The organism is Phaeodactylibacter sp. (assembly GCF_040219495.1).
Lineage (GTDB): Bacteria > Bacteroidota > Bacteroidia > Chitinophagales > Saprospiraceae > Phaeodactylibacter.
Map to the genome: position 1 here is coordinate 1 of NZ_JAVJSK010000068.1, position 22,413 is coordinate 22,413.

General features: G+C 50.1%; 15 protein-coding genes. 4 read left to right on the top strand and 11 right to left on the bottom strand.

Features of this window, described 5'->3' with window-relative positions; all coding sequences use genetic code 11:
• Positions 1-224: 224 nt before the first annotated feature.
• On the bottom strand, positions 225-869 hold the full coding sequence (locus tag RIC19_RS10005; RefSeq protein WP_350178171.1) for a head GIN domain-containing protein: 645 nt from the start codon (positions 867-869) through the stop codon (positions 225-227).
• A 261-nt stretch (positions 870-1,130) separates the two neighbouring features.
• Between RIC19_RS10005 and serC the strand changes: the two genes are divergently transcribed.
• Positions 1,131-2,210, top strand: a complete 1,080-nt coding sequence (serC, locus tag RIC19_RS10010) for a 3-phosphoserine/phosphohydroxythreonine transaminase (RefSeq protein WP_350178172.1) — start codon at positions 1,131-1,133, stop codon at positions 2,208-2,210.
• Positions 2,211-2,270: 60 nt separating this feature from the next.
• On the opposite strand, the gene RIC19_RS10015 is transcribed toward serC, so the two are convergent.
• Complete coding sequence (locus tag RIC19_RS10015; RefSeq protein WP_350178173.1) at positions 2,271-2,687, bottom strand: hypothetical protein; 417 nt, start codon at positions 2,685-2,687, stop codon at positions 2,271-2,273.
• 105 nt (positions 2,688-2,792) lie between these two features.
• Here RIC19_RS10015 and RIC19_RS10020 point away from each other — a divergent pair, with 105 nt between their 5' ends.
• A complete protein-coding gene (locus RIC19_RS10020; protein WP_350178174.1) occupies positions 2,793-3,593 on the top strand; it encodes a TlpA family protein disulfide reductase in 801 nt (266 codons plus the stop codon).
• Between the two features lie 761 nt (positions 3,594-4,354).
• On the opposite strand, the gene RIC19_RS10025 is transcribed toward RIC19_RS10020, so the two are convergent.
• From RIC19_RS10025 to RIC19_RS10040, 4 genes are all read right to left on the bottom strand, one after another.
• On the bottom strand, positions 4,355-5,038 hold the full coding sequence (locus RIC19_RS10025) for a hypothetical protein (RefSeq protein ID WP_350178175.1): 684 nt from the start codon (positions 5,036-5,038) through the stop codon (positions 4,355-4,357).
• Positions 5,035-7,392, bottom strand: a complete 2,358-nt coding sequence (locus RIC19_RS10030; protein ID WP_350178176.1) for a hypothetical protein — start codon at positions 7,390-7,392, stop codon at positions 5,035-5,037. The genes RIC19_RS10025 and RIC19_RS10030 overlap by 4 nt, the downstream gene beginning before the upstream one ends.
• A gap of 775 nt (positions 7,393-8,167) precedes the next feature.
• Positions 8,168-8,854: a hypothetical protein gene (locus RIC19_RS10035; protein ID WP_350178177.1), complete on the bottom strand. Its 687-nt coding sequence runs from the start codon at positions 8,852-8,854 to the stop codon at positions 8,168-8,170.
• Complete coding sequence (locus RIC19_RS10040; protein ID WP_350178178.1) at positions 8,851-11,058, bottom strand: T9SS type A sorting domain-containing protein; 2,208 nt, start codon at positions 11,056-11,058, stop codon at positions 8,851-8,853. Before RIC19_RS10040 ends, RIC19_RS10035 begins: the two co-directional genes overlap by 4 nt.
• 954 nt (positions 11,059-12,012) lie before the next feature.
• Between RIC19_RS10040 and RIC19_RS10045 the strand changes: the two genes are divergently transcribed.
• Entirely contained in the window at positions 12,013-12,774 is a 762-nt protein-coding gene (locus RIC19_RS10045) for a M48 family metallopeptidase (RefSeq protein ID WP_350178179.1), read from the top strand.
• A 145-nt stretch (positions 12,775-12,919) separates the two neighbouring features.
• Here the strand turns inward: RIC19_RS10045 and rplI are convergent, their stop codons facing one another.
• The 5 genes from rplI to RIC19_RS10070 form a co-directional block, all read right to left on the bottom strand.
• Entirely contained in the window at positions 12,920-13,369 is a 450-nt protein-coding gene (rplI, locus tag RIC19_RS10050; protein WP_350178180.1) for a 50S ribosomal protein L9, read from the bottom strand.
• Between the two features lie 26 nt (positions 13,370-13,395).
• Positions 13,396-13,662, bottom strand: coding sequence for a 30S ribosomal protein S18 (gene rpsR / locus RIC19_RS10055; RefSeq protein WP_502930832.1), 267 nt, complete (start codon positions 13,660-13,662; stop codon positions 13,396-13,398).
• 39 nt (positions 13,663-13,701) lie between these two features.
• Entirely contained in the window at positions 13,702-14,184 is a 483-nt protein-coding gene (gene rpsF, locus RIC19_RS10060; RefSeq protein ID WP_350178181.1) for a 30S ribosomal protein S6, read from the bottom strand.
• A gap of 290 nt (positions 14,185-14,474) precedes the next feature.
• Positions 14,475-17,069 carry a YCF48-related protein gene (locus RIC19_RS10065; RefSeq protein WP_350178182.1) on the bottom strand — a complete coding sequence of 865 codons (2,595 nt, stop codon included), beginning with the start codon at positions 17,067-17,069 and terminating at the stop codon, positions 14,475-14,477.
• Positions 17,070-17,079: 10 nt separating this feature from the next.
• On the bottom strand, positions 17,080-18,660 hold the full coding sequence (locus RIC19_RS10070; RefSeq protein WP_350178183.1) for a formylglycine-generating enzyme family protein: 1,581 nt from the start codon (positions 18,658-18,660) through the stop codon (positions 17,080-17,082).
• 190 nt (positions 18,661-18,850) lie between these two features.
• Here RIC19_RS10070 and RIC19_RS10075 point away from each other — a divergent pair, with 190 nt between their 5' ends.
• On the top strand, positions 18,851-22,300 hold the full coding sequence (locus tag RIC19_RS10075) for a pyruvate carboxylase (RefSeq protein WP_350178237.1): 3,450 nt from the start codon (positions 18,851-18,853) through the stop codon (positions 22,298-22,300).
• The last annotated feature ends 113 nt before the right edge of the window (positions 22,301-22,413 follow it).

Sequence of the window (22,413 nt, forward strand, 5' to 3'; positions counted from 1 at the left end):
TTTTTCACCAGCTCTGCATCTCGTCCTCACCTTCGTAGCTTAGGCTACGAGGTTCCGGGCGTTCTTTGATCTGGCAAAAAATACTCATCCATACCCTGTACAAAACTTACCTTAATAAACTCTAGTCTTTTTAGTAAAAAAACTCCAACTCTAACAGCAAGCAACAGGGGTAAATCCGTTGCAACAGATTTACCCCCTTAGGTTATTACCGGTATTTCTAATAGCTACAGTTTGCGGATATCGCCGCTGCCTACTACACTCTTCTCCACAGATGGGTTGCCTTTGTAATAAACGTCGCCACTGCCGGCAATACTAACCTCCAGCTTATCCACTTCCCCCACTTTGACGTTACCGCTGCCGGCGATGCTGATTTCAGCACGACCTGCATCAACGCCTGAAGCGTCTACATCGCCACTGCCAGCAACACTGACCTCAATGCTTTTGGCTTTCCCGGCAATCTCTACATTACCTGAGCCACCGATGGAAATTTCCAGCTTTTTCATATCATTAAAGTTGTCCTTTACCTTTACATCACCGGATCCGCCGATGGCAATAGAGGACAGGTTAGGCATCGTGACGTATACCTTTACGCCCCGGCTGTTCCAGTTGCGGATACCACGTTTGGTGCCTATGCCAAGGGTCCCGCCATTTACGTTGAGTTCAACTTTGTCAATACTCTTTTCAGGGCCAGTGACTTCTACATTATAGTCTCCCTGTGAAACATAAACATCGGCAGAAATGCCCAGTGCGATACCTTCAAAATTGCGCAAGTCAGCACTAGAGCGACTCATGTCTCCATTGGTCTGGGCGCAGGCTGTGATCGCAAAGCCGGATACCATCAAAAAACAAAGCGCTAACAGGTTTTTCATATCGTTGTGGTTTCAGTTGGGCAGGAATTGCCCGGTTTTGTAATAAATGGATTACGGTTTAATGATGCATTAGCAAGCTTCTGCCCCCTATTGCTACACATTAACAGCGCATAAATTCAGCTAAAAGCTGCACCTGTACCTGTTTTTTCTTCTAAAAAGGGATTTGATCGGACGAAAAGGGGAGCGCCCCCTGAAAAATCCGCTCAACATGGCGTACAAGGTTTTTGTTGAATGCCTACATTTGCCTAAAGAAAACAGACCATGAAAAAGCATAACTTCAGTTCCGGCCCTGCCATCCTCCCGCTTCCGGTTTTCGAACAAGCCGCAGAAGCGGTACGTGACTTTAACGGCATGGGATTATCCATTCTGGAAATTTCTCACCGATCTCCCGAATTCACGGCCGTGATGGAAGAGGCGAAGGTCCTGATCAGGGATTTGCTCAACGTTCCTGATGATTATGCGATCCTGTTTCTGCAAGGTGGGGCCAGTTCGCAGTTTTTCATGACCGCTATGAACCTGCTGGACCAGGATGCCACAGCTGGCTATATTGATACTGGCAGCTGGTCGACCAAAGCGATTAAAGAGGCGCAGGCCTTCGGCTCCGTGGAAGTATTGGCTTCTTCCAAAGCCGACAACTTCACTTACATACCAAAGGAGTTTGAGGTTTCTGAAAACCTGTCCTACGTCCATATCACCACCAACAATACCATCTACGGCACGCAGTTTAAAACCCTGCCGGAGACCTCCGTGCCGATGGTCGGCGATATGTCCTCTGATATTTTCAGCCAACCAGTGGATATCAGCCGTTTTGACCTGATCTATGCAGGCGCTCAAAAGAATCTTGGGCCGGCAGGTGCTACGCTTGTTATTGTGCGGAAAGAAGCACTGGGCAAGGTGAAGCGTCACATTCCCACCATTCTGGACTACCGCACGCATGTTAAAAAGGACTCTGCTTTCAATACCCCACCGGTCTTCCCTATTTATGTAAGCATGCTGACCCTGCGGTGGATCAAAGCCAATGGCGGCATCCCTGCCATGCAACAAAAGAATGCAGCCAAAGCCGAGCTCATCTATGGGGAAATTGACCGCAACCCCTTGTTCAAAGGTACGGTCACTGACCCCGCTGACCGCTCCACTATGAATGCGACATTTGTCCTTGCCGAGGGCAAAGAACACCTGAATGATGAGTTCATGCAGCTTTGCAAGGCGGCAGACTGCTCTGGTGTGAAAGGGCACCGCTCTGTGGGAGGCTTCCGGGCGTCCATGTACAATGCAATGGAAATTGAAAGCGTGCAGGCGCTGGTGCAGGTGATGCAGTCCTTTGAACGGAAGTTTGGGTAAACAAAAAAGGGGCGCAGGAAGTGTTACTCCCCCGCCCCGCTATGATTGCTTCGTATGAATTTACTGTATTGACCGGACAACCAAACTGGTATCGTCCAGAGCAAGAATCTCGTAAGTCCGGGGCTGCCCTTCGATGGTCAGCTGCAGCACAACCGGATCACTTCCGGACTGCGTCCACGTACCGTCCTTCCAGTCTGTAGGTATTGCAGGCGCTGTGGCGCAGCGGTTCCAGAAAAACTCGCGCACAAAACCATCCTCCCGGAATTCCAGCATTTGATTTTTCTCCGTCACCTCAAACCCATTGTCGTCAGGCACACGGAGGTATGCCCGTTCATTTGGGCCGGGATAGTTTTGAAAGTCCCAATACCCAACCCAGGGGGCGGGGGCACTAAGTTCCACTTCCTGCTGCTGGCTATCGTTGCATGACCAGGCCAGAAGAGTGAAAAACGTTAGAATAATTGCGTTAAATCGGGTCATTTCTGATGGTTTATAAGTTAGACAGGTAAATTTCATTCAAGCGTTGGGTGGGGTTGTGTGACTTTTCTCACTAACGCTATATTGCAAATTTGTGAATCTTTACCCATGCGTACTATCATTATCCTGCTATCTGTGGTTGTGCTTTGGTCCTGCTCCTCCCCTTCCGGTGCCAGCCAGGCTACGCCCGCCCCGGACCAGCAGCTCCTGGAATGGGCCAAAACCCAGCCTGCGCCTACCGGGTTGCAGCCGTTTTTCGACTTTATTGCCACCCAATCGGCTGACAGCACGCAGCAGCAATACTGGCAGTCCCTCTTTCTCGCACAAGTCCTGAATCAGGAAAAAGGCTGGGAAACCTACAGTGCGGTGGTCGATGTAAGTACCGTAGCCCTCCTGGATTTTAAGCTGGGCAAGCACAATCCACACCGGGCGCTTTACGCGGATGCGTTGCAGCATTACTACACCACCCGCCAATTGCGCTACGCAGCTGACTTCACTGCCGTAGATACCAATGGAAATGCCATCCAACTGAGTGCTTTTGAAGACAAGGTGGTTTACATCGATACCTGGGCGTCGTGGTGTGGCCCCTGCATGCAGCAACTACCCTATTTGCATGCCCTGGCTGAGCACTATGCGGATCAACCGGATTTCCTCATCCTTACCGTTTCCTTTGACCGTTCCTTTGAGGCCTGGAAGCGTGCGTTGTCCAAACAAGCGGCCTACCCCAATATCTTCCCGGTTTATGTGGAAGGGGGGATGGATTCGGATTATGGCAGCTTGTTTTCTATTTCCAGTATCCCGTCCTATGCCTTGTTGGGCCGGTCTCGTGAGGTCATTGATATGTCTGCCCCTAAGCCCGGGGTGGATAGTCTGAAGCTGGTAATTGAAGGTGTTTTGGGGAAGCCTTAGGATGGTTTCGTTCATTTACTTTAATCTTTGTCATTATGTGCTGCTCCTCGCGATGGCCCTCCCGGAAATCAGTGAAAATCTGTGTAATCAATCCAATCTGTGTTCCCTCGCGCCACACATGACACTGGTACACTGATGACGCTGATCTGACTGATCTCACTGATCTTGCAACCCTGGTGCCGTCCTAAGCATGCCACCGCTCGCAATCCGTGCAAATCCGCGCAATCAGTCCAATCTATGTTCCCTCGCGCCACACATGACACTGGTACACTGATGACACTGATCTCACTGATCTGCCCAACGAGTCCCGCCCCGCTGGAGGACCTTCCCGGAATCTGTGCAATCCGTCCAATCTGTGTTCCAACCCTCCACACAAGACAAGGGTACACTGATGATGCTGATCACACTGATGGCACTGATCTGCTATACTAGGCCCGCCCCGCTGGAGGACCCGCACGGAAATCAGTGAACATCTGCGTAATCCGTCCAATCTGTGTTCCTGCCCCCTACAAGACAAGGGTACACTGATGACGCTGATCTGACTGACCTGGAAACCCAAACCTTCACGACCTGAGAATATAAAAACCCTACGTTTACAGCAAGGAAATGCTAGCCTAAGGCACGCTTTTTAGGCCCAAAGCATTCTGTCAACAGAGAAGTCAAACATAGGGAGCTGAAAAATTATAGAGCCATAAAACAAAGTGCAAATAAGGGCAGTACCCCATGAACCGGAGCTGCTGCCCTTATTAAAAACTACCTATTTAGTCTTCTTCGTAGGGTACTGTGCGTATTAAGTCTAAATCGACATGTAAACTGTCTAGGTATTCAAAAGTGCCATATCCACTGAAGATTAACTGGCCACGTATGGTATCAGGATGAATAAACACCCCTTGAAAACTTGGAACGGCAAAACCAATCCGCTCACCATTTGCGTCAAAATCGGTACAATTTTCAAATCGGAACTGCTCTCCACCTGTGTTGGGAGGAAACTGGAAGAAATATAATTCCAGCGCTCCCACTTCGTTGTAAAAAAGCGTATAATTTACTTCCTCAGGGCGGATTCTGTCTGGACGTTCTACTTTGAAGGAAGTGGATGCACCAGGACCATTCTGATTACTGAACGAATCAATTTCGGTCAACGGTTCCTGAGGAAAAGTAAAAGCAAAGGTATCCAGGCATCCAATGGGTTCCAACTCTGCGATAAAGGTTTTTGGATTTGGCTCAATGCAAAACTTACGAGGTGGCATATTATCCTCCAAGGGCCCCCATGCCTCAAACCAATTCTCAATCGAGCCTTCCGGGCATTCACACTGCAAGTCAACACAGACCATTTCGTTATCCCAGCATTCCGGGCAGGTGGGCTCCGCAACTGGGTCCTCTTTTTTGCAGGCAAATAGCATAAGGGCCATCAAAGCGCCTGTGAAAATTAAATGCTTCAATTTCATGGCAAAAAGATTTTGTGGGTAGAGAGATTGTTGTTTGAATCTATAAGTTGAACAAAGTAAATACCCGCGGGCATACGATTGCGTGGCCTTCTGAATAAGACCTCTTCGCTTTTTTGGCTTATTCCGGTGCTTAACAGTACTTTCCCATCAACCGAGAGCAATTGAGCCCTACTCAGATCACTAGACTGTGATAAATCACTGAACATGATATTTTCACCATCGAAGTAGACTCCTGCCTTGGTCACCTGCAAAGATTCTTCATGGTTTTCCTCAGGATCAAAAGACCTGCCATTGATCTCAGTGTCACAATTGAATTCAGGATCATAGGGCGGGATCAGAATATTCCATTCAATCTCTGGGTCGATAATGAGTTGATCATTAAAGGGCGAAGTGGGGAAATAATCATCCAGACCGATTAAACCAGAGCTTAACATGTTACCTATTTCCTGCGTGTAAGTATTTGAATTATGGACAGGATGTTGCGTGGAAAAGGCATAAATACCTGCAGGCCGGGTACAGCAATCGTCACCATCCGGCCCATTATACCTCTCCACAAGCCCAACAGACAACTGGAAACCGCTTGCAGCTTCGGCTGTGGCCCGCCAGCGAGTTCTTCCCTGTATCCGCATAGCTGTTACATCAAAAAGTTCAAAGGTGATTTCCTCGTAGTTTTCCAGTGTTACAATATCCGTCCCCTTCATCTGCCTAGAATTAGATTTAACGCCGCAGTCTTCTCTCAACACCCAAGGCTCGGTGATGAGCCCCTCTACTTTCTCTTTAATGATCGAAACCTGATAATTTTCCCACAGAGCATCTCCTAAGCTGCCAATAGTTTCTTCCCAGGTCACGGTACTGCCTCCCCCAGGCTCTGTAGGCTGTCCGGGCAGTATGACTGGCAGCCCCTTTGAATAGGAATAAATCGCATATCCTATTAATAGCAGGTCAAGGATTTTATCTTCCTGAAAGTCTACCTTACACGAAGATGCCACTTGATTGAATGTTAAATCCGCATACACTAGTGTCCTCTCTTCAAAGTTGGGATTATCAACATAATCAACATCTTCTTTATATACCAACAATACCCCAAAGTCATTCAACATAGCCTGACTTTCCTTTCCTTGAGTACTTAAGCACCATCCAGCCATTGTTTTGGTGTCTGTAAAGCCATAGGAGTCATACCGGTAGCTGTATCTAAGTGTTTGCCGACAATAGCAGTCCCCTATCTCAGCAAAGGTGGTGGTACAAAACTGGCCGACCGTTATTTTCGCATTACCGCTGGCACTGCGCAGGAATGACTCTTCTGCACTTTCACCATCCACTTCATCGCCCCAGTCAGCCGAAATAGGAGAGTTTTCACAAGCACCTCCGGACTTCGTACCTCCCCAGAGCGATTTGTACTTGGCTGGCCCTTCAATCAGTCCACTGCGCTTTATGAAAATCTTACTCGTTTCTGTCATAATTTGAGGCCCCAGGGCAACCGGATGAATCATAGGGTCTACCTGTCCACTTGATGTAGGGGTCACGATAGACCCCATATCTATTTTCAATAGCCTGCAAAAACATTCCCTTTCCCCATTTTCGTTTTCTTTCATACTATTTTTCACACTTCCCATTACATCAGCTGAATTAAGCATCCCATCGGAAAATGGCGCGCCAGCTTTCATCATATTCTGTAGAAAGGATAGCTTCTCAGCCTCCGGTATTTCGGTATGTGTGTCCAAATAGTCAAATAGATTTAATGTACTTTCTCCAAGCCTCCAGGGCCGGAGAATATTCCATAAGGATTCGCTTACGGGAATAAGGTCCCCATCGTGTAACCGTACAGTGCTGACTCTGGCTACGGGATGTAATTCTCCACAAGTATTTTCTCCCAATATAGCATAGGATTTTTGGGGCTCAAGAGTAACGACATACCCTCCCTCTTGTTGATCGGCTGGCCTCCATGAAAATTCTTCCAAACCTACTTCTCTAACTCTAATACTGTTATCAATCACTACCCCCAAAGAAGTAGAGATGTCCAGATAAACAAGTGTAGCAGATTCAAAGTGCAGGGTATGAATCCCATCAATTCTCCCCAAAGGATAGCAGGTTTCATCAAATACAGGAGCGTCTTCAAAAAATGCATCCGTCGTATCAACCGGATGGTATTGACCGTAGAGGTTACTTAGGCACAAAAAATACAGCATTAAACATAAAATGCGTGATGCGTGATGCGTGATGCGTGATGCGTGATGCGTGATGCGTGATGCGTGATGCGTGATGCGTGATGCGTGATGCGTGAGTACATAGCGTTGAATTTTTAAACAGAGAAATAATAGTTTACCAAGACAAATATACACAATGTCAAAATACAATACAACACCACAGTGCTGTTTTTTTTTAAAAAAAATATTGTCTTTTTATCCTAATCAATACAATACACTGTTTTTGACCTGATCCCAGAATAAAAACTATGACATGCTTTTAGTGGGAATTACTGAAACCCCACCCCGCTTGTGTTCTAAATTTTCCTGAAAAAGCTCTAAGCTTAAATCTATATTATCATCCTCCTCCCACGTTAATAGTACACTGATGACGCTGATCTGACTGATGACGCTGATCTGCCCAACCGGTCCTACCCCGCTGGAAGGCCCGCCCGGATATCAGTGGAAATCTGTGTAATCCGTCCAATCTGTGCTCCCCACCCGCCACGCACGACACAGGTACACTGATGACGCTGATCTGACTGATGACGCTGATCTGCCCAACGAGACCCGCCCCGCTGGAAGGCCCGCCCGGATATCAGTGGAAATCTGTGCAATCCGTCCAATCTGTGTTCCAACCCGCCTCCCACGATAATAATACACTGATGACGCTGATCTGACTGATGACGCTGATCTGCTTTGCTGGTCCGCCCCGCCGGAGGACCTTCACCAAGCAGGAAAGCCCATATCCCACCTTCAACATACGACAGGGCAGTCACATCAAATAAAATGACCTGCCTGATTAGACCGACCCTAGTGGATTAGTACAACTTAAAGTTGACACCCCAAGAATCAGTCCAACCAAACAGGCCTGTATCTCTATCCTAAAATTAAGTGGAAAAACGAGGCAAACCATTTCTGATAGCCTGGTATTTCCAAAACGACCTTACATCGCCGTCGTCCGTACAAAAGTAATGGCTTTGCGCTGGCCATCGTACTCTTCTTCGTAAGTCCCGGATGCTTTGAGGATCAGCTCTCCTTCTATGGTGTTTTCATCTACCATATAGCCTTCGAAGTCGGCGGACATCCCTCCGGTAGTAATATCATCCAAAGCATCACCTTTTGAAAAGTCCATATCTGCACAACCATAGGCAAATACCCAGCCGACCGTGCCAACTAGGTTCTCAATTTTGACATACTTACCTTCTGGTTCATCCTTTACTGTCAACCACATACTTGTACTCAATCGCACATTAGAAGGCAACCCTGGCTTAGCCATTGGTGCAAACGGAGAAGTCCATTCCTCCTCAAACCGCCAAGGATCAGCAGGAAAAAAAACCGCCATAGTGCGGTAACAGCCAAGGGAATCAAACTCTGCCAAAAAAGCAAGCGGGTCTGGCTGCAGGCAATAAGTCTGCGGAACTTCATCTAAAAGGCTATCTGCCTTCCAAATCCCCCGCATCCCAGTCTGATCGACCTCAATACTGCCCTCCGGGCATTGGCAAACTGCATCTACGCAAACGGCCTTTTGATCCCAGCATTCGGGGCACTGCGGTTCTGCTTCTTCCTTTTTGCAGGCAGTAAAAACAAAAATGAAACCGAGCAAAAGCAAAAAGATATTGGCTATTCTCATGGCAGAAATATTTTTTGGGTAAGCGAATAGTTTTGACCGCTTATGCGAACGAGCACCAAACCTCTTCGGAAGCGATCAGGTATGGTTGACAAGGAAACAGATTGATCACCCTGTAGCTTACCTTGAGACAATCTTTTTCCTTCGACATTGAACAATTCTAGCTGATAGGGCTTATCGTCAGGAAGATTAGCGATTTCGAGTGACTCCTCAGAAGTAGAGTATTTTATTGAGACCTCGGATTGTGCGATATTGGATTGGTCTTTCCGCTTTAATCCTTGATTGACGGTGGTCGAACAGTTTGGCAACTCATCAGCAATAAAGATATCCCGGTCGTTCTCACCAATGATTAAGTTCCCGTTTCCGTCAATAGGAAAGCAGCAGTTCAAATAATCATTTAAATGCCCCCCTATTACCTCTCGGTAATTTTCCGAGCTGATGGTTGGATTGAATGTTTCAGTCTGATATATGCCGGCAGGTTTGGTACAACAATACTCATTTTCCTGCCCTACATTTTCATTTTTTTCTAAAAGCACCGAGATGGCGAACCCACTCCTGAGTGCTGCTGTAGACCTCCAGCGTTCTTCACCTCCTACTTCTAAATGGTCACCAGCGATTAAGCGGAACACAAGCTCTCGGTCGCCTTGCAGATCAAAGGGAATACTGTTTGAAGATCTATGGGTGACCTCTGTATTGTCTGTTACACAATTGTTTTCTGACCATTCTTCGGTAAGCAGTTTCTCCAAGGTAGAAAATGCATTTGTTTTACGGTACTCTTTCCAAGCAATATTTAGACCTTGATTTATAAGCGTATCAGCTAACTCCCATTCTTGTCCTCCTGCTGATAAATTGAGTTCAAGCCCTTTCGCTGCGGCGTAAATTTCAAAACCCAATTTTAAGACATTTAAAATCTGACCTTCATTGAAGTCTTGTTCGCAATAAGAGTAAGCGATTCCGGTTTGAACTGAGTCATACAATATTTCAGCAGTATTGTAATTAACTTGCCTTGTTACATAAGCACCCACTACATCCTGAACTATAGCATAAGCGGTTCTTGGGTCACCATCAAAACAAGCGCCAGATTTAGTTTTCGAAAAGGCATACAGGTCCGAATCATATCGATAATTGAAAGTAACCTTTTGGGTGCAGTAGCAATCTCCAGGCTCCCAGTTTCCATTCCTGCAAAGCTGACGAACCTTTATAACCGCCTCTTTGGGACCCTCAAGCAACTCCTCTCCAAAAGAATAACTTCCATCACCACACCTGTTTTTTTTAATGGTACCGTCAAGCTGTTGATAACGAGCAGGACCAATGAAACGACCAGTTTCCCATATTTTCCTTCGGTGTGTTTCGTGATTGATACGGTCGTGCACTACAGGCTGTAGTATCTGGTCCTCTGCCTCCCCTCCATGTGGGACAAGTACATTATTAGCATTAATATTCAAAACTCTACAACTACATTCACCATCGCCACCTCCCGGTCCTCCCGGTCCCGGTCCAACAGGACCTGGTCCAACAGGACCCAAAATGAAAGCGCTTTGTGGGATGCTTCCCTGGGCATACAAGTCAGATAATGGCGCTCCTTTCTTCAAAAAGCCCTGCATAAATGCAAATCGTTCATACAAAGAAAGCTCAGGGCGGTCAATTAAAAAGGTATACAAATCCTGATTGCCTGCTTCCTGCCAATCATAAAGCGCTTCGTTAAGTTGTTCAGATACCGTTATCATTTCGGTGCCAGTATTTAAACGGGTGTCCAAAAGTTTAAGCGGCTTCCAATTGCCCTGAGTAGTTCGGGTGAGCAGCTCATACTGCCGCCCCGGTGACAACTCCAGGCGTAGATAACCATCATCAGTTACCGCAGGCATGATTAAAGTTGCCTCCTCTGAATCTTCCTGACGCAGCTTCAATCGATTGTTTTCGAGCAGATGCTGTGCTTCCCCAACTTTCAAATAAGCTACTGATTTAGTTCGAAAATTGATAACATAAGATTCTTCAACCCAGCTAAGCGGATATTCATATCCCGCTAAAAAAGTGGTGTCCATTACCAAATCTAAGCTATCTTCTAGAATAGTCTGTGAAATACCCATCATACCAAAAAGAAGCGAAAAAACAGTTAAGATCGACGCTCTTATCCACTGTTGTCGCTTAAGTGTAAAAGCTATTGGATGCGTGATGCGTGATGCGTGATGCGTGATGCGTGAGTACATAGCGTTGAATTTTTAAACAGAGAAATAATAGTTTATTACGATAAATATACACAATGTCGACACATAATACAACACCACAGTGCTGCTTTTTTTTAAAAAAAATATTGTCTTTTTATCCAAATCAATACAATACACTGTTTTTGACCTAATACCAGAATAAAACACCCTGACACGCTTTTAGTGGGAATTACTGAAATCCCACCCCGCTTGTGTTCTAAATTTTCCTGAAAAAGCTCTAAGCTCAAATCTATATTATCATCCTCCTCCCACGTTAATAGTACACTGATGACGCTGATCTGCCTAACGAGCCCCGCCCCACTAGATGGCCCTCCCGGAAATCAGTGAAAATCCGCGCAATCAGTCCAATCCGTGTCCCCACTCTCCAAACAAGACTAGCGTACACTGATGACGCTGATCTGACTGATGACACTGATCTTGCAAACCGGTGCCGCCATACAAGCATGCCCCGCTGGAAATCCGTGTAAATCCGCGCAATCCCTCCAATCTGTGTCCCCTCTCTCCAAACAAGACTAGCGTACACTGATGACGCTGATCTGACTGATGACCCTGATCTTGCAAACCGGTGCCGCCATACAAGCATGCCCCGCTGGAAATCCGTGAAAATCCGCGCAATCCCTCCAATCCGTGTCCCCACTCTCCAAACAAGACTAGCGTACACTGATGACCCTGATCTGACTGATGGCCCTGATCTTGCAAACCGGTGCCGCCATACAAGCATGCCCCGCTGGAAATCAGTGAAAATCCGCGCAATCCCTCCAATCCGTGTCCCCTCTCTCCAAACAAGACTAGCGTACACTGATGACGCTGATCTGCCCAACGAGACCCGCCCCACTAGATGGCCCTACCGGAAATCAGTGAAAATCCGCGCAATCAGTCCAATCTGTGCCTCTACCTCCATAAACAGCAACCAAAGAAATCTGTAACTTAGCCCCCATGAGAAGGAAACGCAAGGCCAAACCCACTCTACAGCAATTGACGCTCGACATCGGGGGTACAACAGTGCCCGTGCGCATCTACAAAGAGTACCGGTATAATGTCCGGGCAAGTATTGGCAAGACAGCGGCTTACCTGCGCATGCCCTACGGGCTACCCGCAACTGAACAGGAAAAACACCTGAAGTGGTTCCGGGACTGGTTGCAACAACAAGTGACAAAAAGCGATACGATCAACCGGCACTTCGGGCACCGCGACTATCAAGACGGCGACCTCCTGACGGTGGGGAAAAAGCAGTATCGGCTTTCCATTCAGTACGAGGACCGGAAAACCCATGCCGGCAAGGTACTGAAAGACGGAACGATCGCCCTAAAGCTGAGTCAGCACGATGAGGGGCCTGGTTTTGCTAAAAACATTCAGCACCTGCTTAGCCGGATTGTCGCACAGGACTTCCTGCCGGAGATCACCCGCCGGGTTGATGACCTCAACGACCGGTTTTTCAAGCAGGACATTAAAGAAGTCCGCCTCAAGTACAACCACAGCAACTGGGGCAGCTGCTCCGCAAAAGGGAATATCAACCTCTCCACCCGTCTGCTTTTTGCGCCCGATGAGGTCATTGATTACGTCATCATCCACGAGTTGGCGCACCGGATTGAAATGAACCACTCCCCTCGTTTCTGGAAGCTGGTCTCAGATGCAATGCCCGATTACCGAGAGAAGGAGGAATGGCTGAAGGTACATGGTGGAGCGCTGGGGTTTTGAAAGAAGTCAGGGTACCCAATTGGTGGGAAGATAAAAAAGCCATTTGCCCTACCAGGTAAGACAAATGGCTCGAAATGTAGATTGTTTCGGCTGGTGCATGCTAAGGACAACCCTACCGCACCGAACCAAACACCCGAGGCGTAGTTTATTCTTCTACAACCTCAAAGTTTACTTTGATATCTACCTCCGGATGGAGGTTCAGCTCAGCAACGTAAGCGCCGAGGGTCTTAATATCGTCTTCCGGCAGGATAACGCGGCGGCGGTCCACCTCGACACCCATTTGGTCCTTCAGAGCAGCAGCCAGCTGTACGTTGGTTACACTACCGAAGATTTTACCGCTTTGACCGGCTTTTGCACCGATCTTCAGTACTTTACCCTTCAGCGTATCGGCCATTTCCACGAACTCTGCCTTGCGGGCAGCCAGTTCTTCTTCCTCCTTGCGCTTGATTTCATCCAACTTTGCACGGTTAGCGTCGTTGGCAACAAGGGCCAGTCCCTGAGGGATGAGGTAGTTGCGTGCATAACCCGGCTTTACGCTCACGAGCTCATGCTTATCGCCTACCTTATCTAGATCTTTTAACAGAATGATATCCATCTTTCAAAAATTTAGAGGCCAAGAAATTACTTCAGCAAGTCGGTCACATAAGGCAGCAGGGCCAGGTGGCGGGCACGCTTGACAGCTGTAGCCACTTTGCGCTGATACTTCAAAGAGTTGCCGGTGATGCGGCGTGGCAGAATCTTGCCTTGCTCGTTGACAAACTGAGTCAGGAAGTCTTCATCTTTGTAATCGATGTACTTAATGCCAAACTTGCGAAAGCGGCAGTACTTCTGGCGCTTCTGACCAATTTTTGGATTGCTGAGGAACTTAATATCGTCTCTGGATGCCATGATCTTTCAACTTTAAATTTTAACAAATGGGGTGGACGACTATTCTTCTTCTTCTTTAGCAGCAGGCGCTTCCTTTTTAGGAGCAGACTCCTCTTTCTTAGGAGCAGGCTTGCGCTTTTCGTCCTTCTTGCGATTGTCACGGCGGCTATCCTTACGGTCGTCGCTCTTCTTCGCTTTCTTCTTCACTTTGCCAATCTTTCCGGCACGCTTGTCTGCGTTGTACTTGACGCCATACTTGTCCAGCGCTACCGTGAGGAAACGCATAATGCGCTCGTCGCGGCGCAAGGCCAGCTCCATCATGTCAATCAATTCGCCGGTAGGCGTTTCAAATTCAATGCAGTAGTAAATCCCGGAGGTTCGGCGGTTGATTGGATAAGCCAACTGACGCAACCCCATTTCGTCCACATGTACGATCTGGCAGCCCTCATTTTTGAGGTGATCGACATATGTCTGAGCTGTCGCTTCGATTTCCTCCCTCGACAGCACCGGGTCTACGATGAAAGTTACTTCGTAATTTTTCATTGGATCAGACATATTAATAAATAATAGAAAACTCCGGCGCTTCTGCCGAAGGTTATTGAACCGCTAAAATACTGGTCGACCGTGCTTTGAATCCCAAAACAGGCTGTCCCTGTTCATTTTAGCGGCTGCAAAGATAAAAAAGGTTTTTGAATTTGCAATGCCTGCTTTCTAATCGTGAACTTGCAGATAGCGAATTCGCGTTTATAGCTGTCCATTTTCAACCGTTTAGAGCGTGTTTCAGAAGTAACCAAACGTAACAGTTCAGCAACCCCGGGGCTTCCAGACGTGATTTAGTCCGCTACAATTACTTGATTCACCTGCCGGCGCCCACGGTATTCAATACTGAGCCAGTAGGCCCCATCGGGCACTGACAGCTCCAATGCTTCCCGGACGGCATGGCCCGTCCAATTTTGGTGCGGGCGCCCCAGCAAATCGTACAGTACGAGCTGCACTTCGGCGGTATTCCAGGAAGCGGGCAGCCGGACCCAAAGCTGACCGGAGGCAGGGTTGGGCCATACGGTTGCAACGGCATCCGCCGCCTCCTTTACTCCTGTCGCCATAGGGACTGTAACAGACAATGTATCTGAACAATTATTAACATCCGTTACCGTAACGGTATACGTGCCTGCAGAAAGCCCGGTTTGGACCAGTCCTTCTACTCCGTTGCTCCAATTCACCTCAAAAGGTGCCTGCCCCTGCGTTACATCGAGTACTGCAGCACCGCTGCCCGTCCCATTGTCTGGCAGAGTATCGACGATAAACAGCTCAGGGTTATTGAAAACGTTCAACTCCAACTGCCGTACGCTATCACAACCAGCGCTATTGATATACATCACCTGATACTGCCCCGCACTGCTCAGCGTACTGCCTTCCCAGGCATAGGTTTCGCCTTCGCAAATCCCCACGGATTCCGTAATGAGGTCTTCGGTAAGAACGGTAAGCTGCAGATTGACAACCGAGTCACAACCAGCAGTGCCCGTTAGCTCGACTTCGTAACTGCCTGTTGCACCGAATACCATATCACCCACCATGACGGTTTCCCCTTCACAAACCGACAGCTCGAGGTTGGTTGGTGAAGCAGGGTGCTCTGTCAGGTTGAGCGTAACGGTACTGTCACAACCATCAACTGCGTCAAATGTCTGCGTATAAATCCCCGAATTGGTCAGTACGATGCCGTTCCACACATATAAGCCCCCCTGACAAAAAGTATCCTGAACGGACACATTGTATTCCTGCAGCTCCTGCACATTCAGAAAAATCATCTGCTGGCAACCGTCCGCGTTCACAGTCTGTACAAAGTAGTCGCCCGGGGCTCCCACCTCAAGACCCGCGTAGACGAAAGGAAAAGCCGTACTGCAAACCGCGGTATCCAGTGTCACAGGCTCTGTGAAGGAATACTCAATCTGTACTATGATCACGGAGTCGCATCCATTCGCAGCGCCGCCGGGCAGGACCTCCGTACCAATCGGGTTGAATTCATCGTAGAATACACCATTTACTTCCAGAAACTCACCGGAACATAGTAAGGTGTCGAGTAATAAATTACCGTTCTCCTGTATTTCCACGGTAACCAGATCGGAGTCTGCACAGCCGAAGGTATTCTCAACAGTCAGCCCGTAGGTCCCTGCTGCGGCTACCTGTAGCGAAGGAGCACTGCTGCCAACACTCCAGGTATAGTTGAAATCGCCCACCGGACCGGAAAGCACTGCAGTTTCTCCTTCACAAAGTACCACATCGCCGCCGAGGTCGGCATCAGGAGCAGGGAAGACTTCTAACAACAGGGAGTCCTGCGCGGTACACCCGTCTTCTTCCACACTCAAGGTATACCAACCACTCGATACAGGCACAAAGTTGAGGGCCTGCCCCTGTCCCAGCGCACCATCCGGGCCCGTCCAGAAATACCCTGATGTACCCGGCGCTTCGCCGGCAGCCAGGACAACCGGCTCCCCGGCACAAATGGAAGCGGGGCCACTGACAGAAGCTTCCAGCAAGCGAAAGGCAGCCACAAGCCCGCTCTTGCCGGCCAGGTAGCCAGACTGCTCGCCAGTCAGCGTGACGGAGGACCAATAGGCATCCGGCAGGAGGTCCAGGTCCTTCCAGGTTTGACCGTTATCCGTACTCAGGGCAACCAGCCCGTCCTGCCCGGCACCAACTAATCTCCCCGTATCGTCAACATCCAAAGTATAAAACCGGCGATTGTCCATCCACTCCCAGGTCAGGCCGGTATCCTGAGAATAGTAGGTCCCTCCTTCCCCCGACAGCCACACGTCTTCGCCTTGCGCCTCGAGGGCAAAGTGGTCGCCAGTACCGGTGCCACTGACGCTGCTCCAGGTCTGCCCGCCATTGGTACTGCGGAGGAATACGCCCCCTTCGCCGGCAGCCAGTACAATCTGGGTATTGACCCAGTGCAGGGTATGCAGGTTATTCGGTGTACCTGCATCCACCCAGTCCCAGACAACACCGCCGTTGACGGTGCGCAGCAGCGTACCGCAATCGCCGGCCACGAGGCCCAGATTACTAAAAACAAAGCCAACGCTGTTCAAATTGGCGCCAATGGGGCTGAATTGCTGTTGCCAGGTTTGCCCACCATCGGAGGTACGCCGGATAACGCCCCCTTCACCAACGATCCAGCCAATTGCGGACCCCAGGAAAGTAAGCCCCCGGAGGCTTCCCTCCGTGCGCGGGTCGGCCGGTATCCAGCTTTGCCCGCCGTTGAGCGTCTGAAAAAGGTGCCCCTCTGCTCCAATCAGCCACCCCTGATCGTTGGAAAGAAAATGCGCAGCCGACCAATCAGCCACTACCGGAGAGCTGAGTTGCTCCAGGCATTGCGCCCAGGTTGCTGAAGTAAAAAACAGCCCTAAAAGAAGTGCATATATCGTTTTCATAAAAAGTGGGTTATTTTGAACGCGCTACTCGAAACGCAAATGTAGTCCGGCGTGCACCGGGAAGAAAATTCAGGCGATTAGCCAGGCGGGAACCGTCTGGCGTCGTATTCCAGGAGCCACCACGTATGGTCCGCACAGTAGAAGCCGGTGGCCCCAGCGGATCCTCGGAAGGGCTGACTTCGTAGTAATCTGAATCGTACCAGTCCCAGCACCATTCATAAACGTTGCCTGTCATATCGTATAGTCCCAGCGCATTGGGGGCAAGAGCGCCCACCGGTTGGCTGCTGACGCTGCTGTTGCCGCTGTGCCAGGCGATGGCATCAAGGTCATTACTGCCGGCATACAGCGTACCACCCCCAGCTGCGCCCCCCCGGGCAGCGTACTCCCACTCAGCTTCAGTGGGCAGGCGGTAACCATCAGCTGTTGTATCCCAATACAGGTCTACGTAGGCCAGCTGATCGCCTACCAGAGAGTCAAATGCCAGGGTAAAGTCTTCGTCGAAGTAGTAAGCGGGCGTCCGCCCTTCGGCCAGGCTGAGGCGGTTGCAGAAAGTGGCAGCATCGTACCAACTCACCCGGTAGGTAGGATAGTCGGGGCCAGTACCCCGATTGTACAGGGGCGTGTATTCGGGGACCAGGGCCGCCCATTCTGCCTGTGTCACCTCAAACCGGGACAGGAAAAAATCACCCACCGTGACCGTATGCGGAGGATACTCATCATTTTGGCAATCCGGCTCCTGCTCGTCTGTGCACCCCATGGTAAAAGTGCCACCGGCAACCCTCACCATCCGCCCGGTAGTACGAGCTACCCGAAAACCAATATTGCTGCTTTGGCTTCCCGCCTCTTCCTGCCCACGGCTACTCACTGCGATGCCTGAAGCCTGCTGAAAGTGCCCACCCCGGATGACCCGGGCCGCTGCCGCTGCTGTGCCCCGCGGATCACAAAGCGGGAAGTTTGGATAATCCCCGTACCCGTCCCATACCCATTCTGCGACATTACCGCTCATATCATACAAACCCAACTCATTAGGTGGTTTGGACCCAGCCGGCTGGGTCGCGCTGCCCGTCACAGCCACTTCCTGCCAATTATTACTGCCCGCATACCTGAAATCATTGTCCATACTAGCCCCACGGGCTGCATATTCCCATTCGGCTTCAGTGGGCAGGCGATAACCATCGGCTTCGGTATCCCAGTATACGGCACCCGCGGTACTGAAGAAAGGCACCGAAAGGCCAGGATCGCTGTAATAGGCCGGCTCCAGGCCTTGCTGCTGGCTGAGGGTATTGCAAAAAACCACAGCGCCGTACCAGCTGACCCGCTCCACCGGGCAACTGTTGCAGCCGATATTCTGAGCGGGGTTATTGCCCATAACAGACAGGTACTCCGCCTGAGTGACTTCGTAGGTGCCGATGGCAAAGCTGCTCACCGTAACGGCATGAGCCGGCAGAGAAGCCGCTTCACAGGGCTGCTGCCCGCTGGTGCAGCCGCGCTGGTAAACACCCCTGTCTACCAAAGTAATAGAAGGTTGCTGTGGCCAGGCCACTGTACAGAACAAGCTAAAAAGCAAGACATAAAAGAGTTTGTTGATCATATTTGTTATTATTTGACCTGACAAAATGCAGGATCGTTATCTGCTGCAGACCGCCGTTTGGTTTTTCGAAACTGGTGGGTATCAGAATTCCACTCAGCAATCTGAAAACTAAATTTTGCCGTCCTGACGGCAATTACTATCTTCCGGACCGCCCTATCCTCAACTATCACAATCAACAGCGAAAAAAATGATGCCAGAACGCAAGCGATTCAAAAAGCTCATGGTAGCCAACCGCGGAGAAATTGCCATCCGGGTACTGCGCGCCGCATCCGAGCTCAATTTACGGACAGTTGCTATTTATACGTACGAAGACCGCTATTCGTTGCACAGATATAAGGCTGATGAGGCCTATCAGGTAGGTGAAGATAATGATCCTCTGAAGCCTTACCTCGATATTGAAGAGATTATTCGGGTAGCCAAGCTGCATCAGGCGGATGCCATCCACCCGGGCTACGGCTTCCTTTCTGAAAATGTGACCTTTGCCCGGCGCTGCCGGGAGGAAGGTATAGAGTTTGTGGGGCCTGCTCCGGAAAGCATGGAGCGCCTGGGCGATAAAGTCGCTGCAAAGGTGCTGGCCCGACAGGAAGAGGTGCCCCTGATTGAAGACAGTCATGAGCCGCTGATCAATGCAGAGGTGGCCCTGAAAGAAGCCATCCGCATCGGGTTTCCGGTGATGGTCAAGGCAGCAGCCGGCGGCGGTGGCCGGGGCATGCGGGTCGTCCGCAAAAAAGAAGACCTGACCAATGCTTTTGAAGAAGCCCGGCGGGAAGCAGGCAATGCCTTTGGAGACGATACCGTATTCATTGAGAAGTTTATTGATCAGCCCAAGCACATCGAAGTGCAACTGTTGGGCGACAAGTACGGCAACCTCGTGCACCTCTTTGAACGGGACTGCTCCGTACAGCGCCGTTTCCAGAAGGTGGTGGAGATTGCGCCCTGCCCCTCCATTAATGAAGTGACGAAGCAGAAACTCTACGACTACGCCATCCGCCTGGGCAAAGCCGTGAATTACAGTAATGCCGGTACCGTCGAGTTCCTGGTCGATAAAGACGAAAACGTTTACTTTATTGAGGTCAACCCACGGATTCAGGTAGAGCATACAATCACTGAGGAAATTACCGGGGTGGATATTGTCCGCTCGCAGATCCTCATCGCGATGGGCTATGAACTCAGCCACAAGACTATCTACATCCGTAGTCAGGAGGACGTGGAGTGCAGCGGCTACGCCATTCAGTGCCGGGTCACCACCGAAGACCCTGCCAACAACTTCAAACCCGACTACGGCACTCTGATTGCCTATCGTTCGGCATCGGGTATGGGGATACGCCTCGACGCAGGCTCGGCCTTCCCGGGCGCCAAAATATCACCTTACTTCGACTCTATGCTGGTGAAAGTTACAGCCTGGGGGCGGACGATGAAGGGGGCTTCGCAGCGCCTCCACCGGGCACTCCGGGAGTTCCGGGTGCGCGGCGTGAGCACAAACATTGGCTTCCTGCTCAATTTGCTGAGAGATCAAACCTTTCAGGAGGGCAGAGCTACGGTTAATTTTATACAGGACCATCCCGAGCTTTTGGTGATGCCCAACTGGCAGGACCGCGGCACCAAGCTGCTCCGCTACCTGGCGGAGGTGATCGTGAATGATAACCCCGATGTGAAATATAAGGACAACAGTGCCATCTTCATTGACCCGGTCATCCCGTCTTACGACCCCAAAGCCCCCGTGCCCGATGGCACGCGGCAGAAGCTACAGGCACTCGGTGCAGAAGGTTTCGCCCAATGGCTGAAAGAACAAAAAGCCTTACAGTACACGGACACCACCTTCCGGGATGCCCATCAATCCCTGCTCGCCACCCGGATGCGGACCTACGATATGGACAAGGTCGCCCGGAGCTTTGCACTGCGCCACAGCAACGATGTTTTTTCTATGGAAGTCTGGGGCGGTGCCACCTTTGACGTCTCCATGCGCTTCCTAAAGGAATGCCCGTGGAAACGGCTCGAATTCCTGCGGGAAGCCATTCCGAACATTTGCTTCCAGATGTTGCTGCGCGGCTCCAATGCCGTAGGCTACACGGCCTATCCGGATAACCTGATCATCAAATTTATAGAAGAAGCTGCCGAGGCCGGTATCGATATCTTCCGCATATTCGACTCCCTCAACTGGGTGGAAGCCATGAAGGTGAGCATCAAAACCGTGCGGGAGCGGACCAACAGCGTGGCAGAAGCCTGCCTGTGTTACACCGGCGATATTTCCGACCCCAAACGGGCCAAATACAACCTGCAGTACTACCTTGACCTAGCCAAACAGCTGGAAGATCAGGGCGCCCACATCATTGCGATCAAAGATATGGCTGGCTTGCTCAAGCCCCTCGCCGCTGAGGAGCTCATCAGTGCTCTCAGGGAAACCGTGCATACGCCCATCCACCTGCATACCCACGATACCGCTTCCATTCAGGCGGGTACTTATATCAAAGCAGTGGAAGCAGGCGTTGATGTCGTTGACGTGGCCATCAGTTCTATGTCGGGCCTGACTTCACAGCCCAACTTCAATGCCGTGGCCGCTATGATGAAAGGCCACGAACGGGAACACCCGATTGACCTGCACTCCCTGAATGAATTTTCAACGTATTGGGAAGCAGTGCGCCGCTACTACTACCCCTTCGAGACCGAGCTGCGCGCCGGAACGGCTGAGGTATACGAGCATGAAATCCCCGGCGGCCAGTATTCCAACCTGCGGCCGCAGGCCCGGGCACTCGGACTGGAGGAGAAGTTTGAGACCATCAAGAAAAACTACCGCGTAGCGAATGAACTCTTCGGTGATATTGTCAAGGTGACGCCCTCTTCCAAAGTGGTAGGGGACATGGCCATGTTTATGACTTCCAACAACCTGACCCGCGAAGATATTCTGGAGAAAGGGCATACGCTTTCCTTCCCGGATAGTGTAAAAGCCCTGATGCGGGGCGACCTGGGGCAAACACCGGGCGGCTTCCCGGCCGATATTCAGAAAATTGTGCTCAAAGACGAAAAACCTTACACCGATCGCCCGAATGCACATCTTGAGCCTGTAGACTTTGACACCGAATATGCGGCCTTCAAAACCCGCTTCGGCAAGCACCTTAACATGCGCAACTTCCTCTCCTATAAGCTATACCCCAAGGTGTACGAGGAATACCGGGCGCATTATGAAACCTATGCCCTGGTCAGAGCCCTGCCCACACCGGCCTTTTTCTTTGGCCTGAAGCCCAACGAGGAGATTATTGTCACCCTTGATGCCGGCAAGAGCCTGCTGATCAAGTACATCAATATGTCTGAGCCGGATGCACAAGGGGTGCGTTTAGTGTTCTTCCAACTGAACGGCCAGACCCGCTCCGTGCCGGTCCGCGATAAGAAGGTACAGTCTGATGTAGTCGTCAACCGCAAAGTAGAGCATGAGAAGCAGGTCGGTGCCCCCCTGCAGGGCAACCTCTCCAAGATTCTAGTGGAAGAAGGACAGGAGGTGAATGCCAACAGTCCGCTCTTCACAATTGAAGCGATGAAGATGGAGTCTACCGTAACTTCCCCTATGGCAGGTACGGTTAAGAAGATTTACCTCACGGAGAAGACACTCGTGGAACAGGATGATTTGGTGATTGAGCTGACGTAAGGGGAGGTGTCTTATTCCTTTTGTGATTCAACCAATTGATCCACCACCTCTTTGGGCCAACTGACGCCATTCTGAACAACCAAAATAAAATCGGGAGCCCGCAATACATTGCG

Bases quoted from the DNA above. Each gene is read 5' to 3' on its own strand.
- rpsR (WP_502930832.1), bottom strand. From the start codon at position 13,662: ATGGCATCCAGAGACGATATTAAGTTCCTCAGCAATCCAAAAATTGGT.
- RIC19_RS10020 (WP_350178174.1), top strand. From the start codon at position 2,793: ATGCGTACTATCATTATCCTGCTATCTGTGGTTGTGCTTTGGTCCTGC.
- RIC19_RS10015 (WP_350178173.1), bottom strand. From the start codon at position 2,687: ATGACCCGATTTAACGCAATTATTCTAACGTTTTTCACTCTTCTGGCC.
- RIC19_RS10045 (WP_350178179.1), top strand. From the start codon at position 12,013: ATGAGAAGGAAACGCAAGGCCAAACCCACTCTACAGCAATTGACGCTC.
- serC (WP_350178172.1), top strand. From the start codon at position 1,131: ATGAAAAAGCATAACTTCAGTTCCGGCCCTGCCATCCTCCCGCTTCCG.
- RIC19_RS10040 (WP_350178178.1), bottom strand. From the start codon at position 11,058: ATGTACTCACGCATCACGCATCACGCATCACGCATCACGCATCCAATA.
- RIC19_RS10005 (WP_350178171.1), bottom strand. From the start codon at position 869: ATGAAAAACCTGTTAGCGCTTTGTTTTTTGATGGTATCCGGCTTTGCG.
- RIC19_RS10025 (WP_350178175.1), bottom strand. From the start codon at position 5,038: ATGAAATTGAAGCATTTAATTTTCACAGGCGCTTTGATGGCCCTTATG.
- RIC19_RS10035 (WP_350178177.1), bottom strand. From the start codon at position 8,854: ATGAGAATAGCCAATATCTTTTTGCTTTTGCTCGGTTTCATTTTTGTT.
- RIC19_RS10065 (WP_350178182.1), bottom strand. From the start codon at position 17,069: ATGAAAACGATATATGCACTTCTTTTAGGGCTGTTTTTTACTTCAGCA.
- rplI (WP_350178180.1), bottom strand. From the start codon at position 13,369: ATGGATATCATTCTGTTAAAAGATCTAGATAAGGTAGGCGATAAGCAT.
- rpsF (WP_350178181.1), bottom strand. From the start codon at position 14,184: ATGAAAAATTACGAAGTAACTTTCATCGTAGACCCGGTGCTGTCGAGG.
- RIC19_RS10075 (WP_350178237.1), top strand. From the start codon at position 18,851: ATGCCAGAACGCAAGCGATTCAAAAAGCTCATGGTAGCCAACCGCGGA.
- RIC19_RS10070 (WP_350178183.1), bottom strand. From the start codon at position 18,660: ATGATCAACAAACTCTTTTATGTCTTGCTTTTTAGCTTGTTCTGTACA.